Below are 3,868 nucleotides of genomic sequence, written 5' to 3'. Positions count from 1 at the left end.
GGGGCTCGGCGGCGGGTGGTGGGCTGGGCCGGGCGGGGCCGGCACCGGGGAGCAGCGCACGGCGGGTCTGAGCGACACGCTGCGCCGAGCGGCATCCGACATCGCCGCGGGCACCGCGCCGGTTCCGGTGCGCGAGGTGTCTGAGGCGTTCCGGCAATCGTCGCGCACCGCTGCGATGATCGAGGTCTACGAGCGCGTGCTCGCCGACTGATCTCTGCCGCTCAGAAGCCGACGTACGAGAACAGGTTCGCGATCCACGAGGTGAGCACGCCCACCAGCGTGCTCCCCGCCAGGCCGACGGCGATCGCAGCCGGCAGGTGCGGTGCCGGGCGGCGGAGAGCGAGGATGCCGAGCCACAGCCCCGCGGCCGCACCCGCGAGCACGACGAGGTTCACGAGATTCGACACGAGCGTCACCGCACCGAAGCCGATCGACGCGTAGAAGAACGGCGTGACAAGCTGCACGACCAGCCCGAACGCGACCGAGATCGCCGCCACGAGGAACGCCGTGCGGCCGAGGGTGCCCGGGCGTGCCGTGCTCGCCCCCTGCGCGTACGGCGGTGTCGCGGACGCGTAAGGCTGACCGGGAACGGATCCGTAGGGCTGGCCCGGCGCAGGGGCGCCCTGGGCGTACGGCTGCCCGGGTTGCGAGTACGGCTGTCCGGGTTGCGAATACGGCGGCTGCGGCTGCGGCTGCGGCTGCGCCGGCTGCGAGTAGGGCTGACCGGGCTGGCTGTACGGCTGTCCGGGGGGCTGCTGGGGGTCGCTCATCGATGGCTCCGAATGCTCAGAAGGCGAAGGCGTAGAGGAGGTTCGACATCCAGGACACCGCGATGCTGACGACCGCGGACGCGCTGATGCCGATCGCGATGCCCGCGAGGATCGGCGAGCCCGGGCGGCGCACCGCCATGAGTCCGAGGATGAGAGCGACGACGGCGACGATGAACACGAGCCCGTTGCCGATGGCGCCGAACACGCCGATGAGCATGTTGTCGTACGACGTGCGGATGATCGCCGGGTACGTCAGCGTGACGATGAGGCCGATGGCGAGCGACACCAGCGCGATGATGAAGGCGAGGCGTCCCAGAGACGCTCCGGACGAGGCTCCGGCCGCTGCGCCGGGCTGATGTGTCGGATGCGGCTGCGCGGGGTACTGCTGGCCTGGATACGGCTGCCCCGGGTACTGCTGGCCGGAGTTCGGCGGGGCTGGCTGCTGCGGCTCGCTCATGATGTCGAGCGTAGCCGCGCGATTCGCCGGGCGGGAAGAGGGTCTCGCTGAAGGTCAGCGGTAGATGTGCCCGGCATCTGCTCGGTCGAGAGCGTCACGGCCGCAGACGCGAGACCAGTCGGTGGGCACGCGGCGGTATCCGTCGCGGCGGAGTTCGATGACGGTGGCGACGAACGCCCACACGCCGAGAGCGATGAGTGCGATGAGAAGGATCATGGCAGAAACGCTACGATCACTCTTGTCCTGCCACGAGTGGCAGAATAGACTGCGAACACACGAATTCTGCCAACCTCTCCGGGAGCCCGCCATGATGAAGACCGTCGCCTGCGTCGTCCAAGACGGTTTCGCGCCGTTCGAGTTCGGTCTCGCGTGCGAGGCGTTCGGTCTCGACCGGTCGAACGACGGGGTGCCGAACTTCGACTTCCGCGTCGTCGCACCGCATCCGGGAGTGGTGCAGTCGAAGCTGGGGTTCTCGATCAACGTCGAACACGACCTTGCCTTCGCCTACGAGGCGGACCTCGTCGTCCTGTGCCCGGTGCCGCGTGAGTACTGGACGCAGATCGACCCTCTGCTGCTCGACCTGGCACGGGATGCCGTGGCTCGCGGTGCATGGGTGCTCACGATCTGCAGCGCCTCGTTCATCCTCGGAGCCGCGGGCGTGCTCGACGGACGCCGCGCCACCACCCACTGGATGTACTCCGAGGCGATGGCCGAGATGTACCCCGAGATCGACATCGACCCCGACGTGCTCTTCGTGCAGGACGGTCGGATCATCACGAGCGCCGGCACCGCAGCAGGCATCGACGCCTGCCTGCACCTGCTGCGCATCGAGCTGGGTGCCGAGCTCACCAACCGCATCGCCCGCCGCATGGTGGTGCCGCCGCAGCGGGACGGCGGTCAGGCGCAGTTCATCGACCGCCCCATCCCCGTGGTCGCGAGCGATTCGCTGGCCGCGGTCGCGGACTGGGCGGTCGAGCACCTGCGCGACGACCTGGGCGTCGATCAGCTCGCGGCGCGGGCGCTGATGTCGCCGCGCACGTTCGCCCGACGTTTCAAGGCCGAGTACGGCGCGACTCCGGCAGCCTGGCTGGCGCGGCAGCGGGTGCTGCATGCGCAGCGGCTGCTCGAGCGCAGCGATCTCGCCCTCGAGCAGATCGCCGACGAGTGCGGCTTCGGGTCGGCCGCGGTGCTTCGTCAGAACTTCTCTCGGGTGCTCGGCACGACACCGACGGCCTACCGCGCGCGCTTCTCGTGCGCCGATGACGAGGAGTCGTCCGCGGCCTGAATCGCGCGCGAGCGACCGCTGCGGTCAGTGGTCCCAGTGGCCGGGGCTCGGCAGCGCGCGGTAGGCGACGTCGACCCCCTCGGTGGTGACGGATGCCGTGCAGTACAGCAGTGACTGGGTCGGATATCCGTGCGGGCGGTTGTCGCGGATGATCGCGCGGTCGTCTTCGGGGTCGAGCTGCGTCGACGAGGCGAGCAACGACGTCCACGCGCCTGTCCAGTCGGCACTGTCGGCAGTCGCGCCCAGGGCGCGGAACTCGGGCAGCCAGGCGGCGATCCGCGGGGTGCCGAGATCGTCGAGGTCGTCGTGGGCGATCATGTGGATGCCGTCGGCGAGCGCCGTCTCACGCAGGTCGACACCGTCCCAGCTGAGCACCCTGGAGCCCTCGGGGCGCACCTCCAGCAGGTTGAAGCCGTGCATCGGCAGCGGGGCGACGGGGGAGCGGCCGCCGACCGATTCCAGCGCGAGCGAGCCGCGCGACAGCGCGACGTCGTCGGCGAGGTCCCCCACATCCGCCCGATTGAGCAGTACGGCGAGGCGTCGTTCGGCGGGGTTCACCGCGAGCCAGGCCCCTCCTGCTCGCCGGTCGTGAATGCCCGAGACGCCGGGGTGGGCATCGGGCCACCATTCGCCGAGAGCATCCCACTCGCGCAGCGGATCCTCGTCGCGCACCGCCAGCAGTCGCGCGGTCTCGGGTCCTGCCACATCGATCACCACGGTGCACACGGCGTCAAGTCTACGAGCGACCGGAACGGGTCGGGAGGGATCGCAGCCCCCGGAGGCGCGTGCTGCGGCAGAATCGAACCGTGAACATCGTCGTCGGAGTTACGGGTGGCATCGCCGCATACAAGACAGTGCACCTGGTGCGACTGCTGACGAAGGCGGGACACGACGTCACCGTCGTGCCGACCGAGGACGCGCTGCGATTCGTCGGGACGCCGACCTGGGAGGCGCTCAGTCGCCACCCGGTGACGACGAGCGTGCACGACGATGTCGCCCGCGTGCGACACGTCGCACTCGGCCAGGGTGCCGATCTGGTGATCGTGGCACCCGCGACGGCGAACTCGATCGCGAAGATCACCGCGGGCATCGCCGACGACCTGCTCGGCACCACGCTGCTCGCCACCGAGGCGCCCGTGCTGCTGGCTCCGGCCATGCACGCCGAGATGTGGCGCAATGCCGCCACGCAGGCGAACATCGCAACCCTCGCCTCGCGAGGCGTGCATCTGGTGGGGCCCGCAGACGGAGAGCTCGCCGGCGGTGACAGCGGCCCCGGTCGCATGGCCGAGCCCGAGCAGATCTTCGACCCGGCCCTCGGCCTGCCCGCCCCCCGCGACCTCGAGGGACCGCGCGTCG

At 70.3% G+C, this 3,868-nt stretch carries 6 protein-coding genes and 1 pseudogene; 3 read left to right on the top strand and 4 right to left on the bottom strand.

The window, feature by feature from the left end:
* Positions 1–211: pseudogene (locus J7E68_RS17060) on the top strand (glycosyltransferase); the annotation flags it as partial.
* 10 nt (positions 212–221) lie between these two features.
* Here J7E68_RS17060 and J7E68_RS17055 read toward each other — a convergent pair.
* From J7E68_RS17055 to J7E68_RS17045, 3 genes are read right to left on the bottom strand one after another with little or no spacing between them, the layout of a single operon-like run.
* Positions 222–770, bottom strand: a complete 549-nt coding sequence (locus J7E68_RS17055; protein WP_215174599.1) for a hypothetical protein — start codon at positions 768–770, stop codon at positions 222–224.
* 16 nt (positions 771–786) lie between these two features.
* Positions 787–1,227, bottom strand: coding sequence for a hypothetical protein (locus J7E68_RS17050; RefSeq protein ID WP_215174598.1), 441 nt, complete (start codon positions 1,225–1,227; stop codon positions 787–789).
* 54 nt (positions 1,228–1,281) lie between these two features.
* A complete protein-coding gene (locus tag J7E68_RS17045) occupies positions 1,282–1,443 on the bottom strand; it encodes a hypothetical protein (RefSeq protein ID WP_215174596.1) in 162 nt (53 codons plus the stop codon).
* 94 nt (positions 1,444–1,537) lie between these two features.
* Here J7E68_RS17045 and J7E68_RS17040 point away from each other — a divergent pair, with 94 nt between their 5' ends.
* A complete protein-coding gene (locus J7E68_RS17040) occupies positions 1,538–2,512 on the top strand; it encodes a GlxA family transcriptional regulator (protein ID WP_215174601.1) in 975 nt (324 codons plus the stop codon).
* Positions 2,513–2,536: 24 nt separating this feature from the next.
* Here J7E68_RS17040 and J7E68_RS17035 read toward each other — a convergent pair whose 3' ends face one another.
* Complete coding sequence (locus tag J7E68_RS17035; RefSeq protein WP_215174594.1) at positions 2,537–3,238, bottom strand: NRDE family protein; 702 nt, start codon at positions 3,236–3,238, stop codon at positions 2,537–2,539.
* Between the two features lie 80 nt (positions 3,239–3,318).
* Between J7E68_RS17035 and J7E68_RS17030 the strand changes: the two genes are divergently transcribed.
* The coding region (locus J7E68_RS17030; protein ID WP_311417268.1) for a flavoprotein at positions 3,319–3,868 on the top strand (550 nt) is incomplete at its 3' end.

The sequence above is a fragment of the Microbacterium sp. ISL-103 genome (assembly GCF_018613995.1).
Classification (GTDB): Bacteria; Actinomycetota; Actinomycetes; order Actinomycetales; family Microbacteriaceae; genus Microbacterium.
This window is presented reverse-complemented; position numbering and strand designations above follow the sequence as displayed.

What these genes read in the sequence shown, in the direction of transcription:
- J7E68_RS17055 (WP_215174599.1), bottom strand. Translation starts at nt 770, where the DNA reads ATGAGCGACCCCCAGCAGCCCCCCGGACAGCCGTACAGCCAGCCCGGT.
- J7E68_RS17050 (WP_215174598.1), bottom strand. Translation starts at nt 1,227, where the DNA reads ATGAGCGAGCCGCAGCAGCCAGCCCCGCCGAACTCCGGCCAGCAGTAC.
- J7E68_RS17045 (WP_215174596.1), bottom strand. Translation starts at nt 1,443, where the DNA reads ATGATCCTTCTCATCGCACTCATCGCTCTCGGCGTGTGGGCGTTCGTC.
- J7E68_RS17040 (WP_215174601.1), top strand. Translation starts at nt 1,538, where the DNA reads ATGAAGACCGTCGCCTGCGTCGTCCAAGACGGTTTCGCGCCGTTCGAG.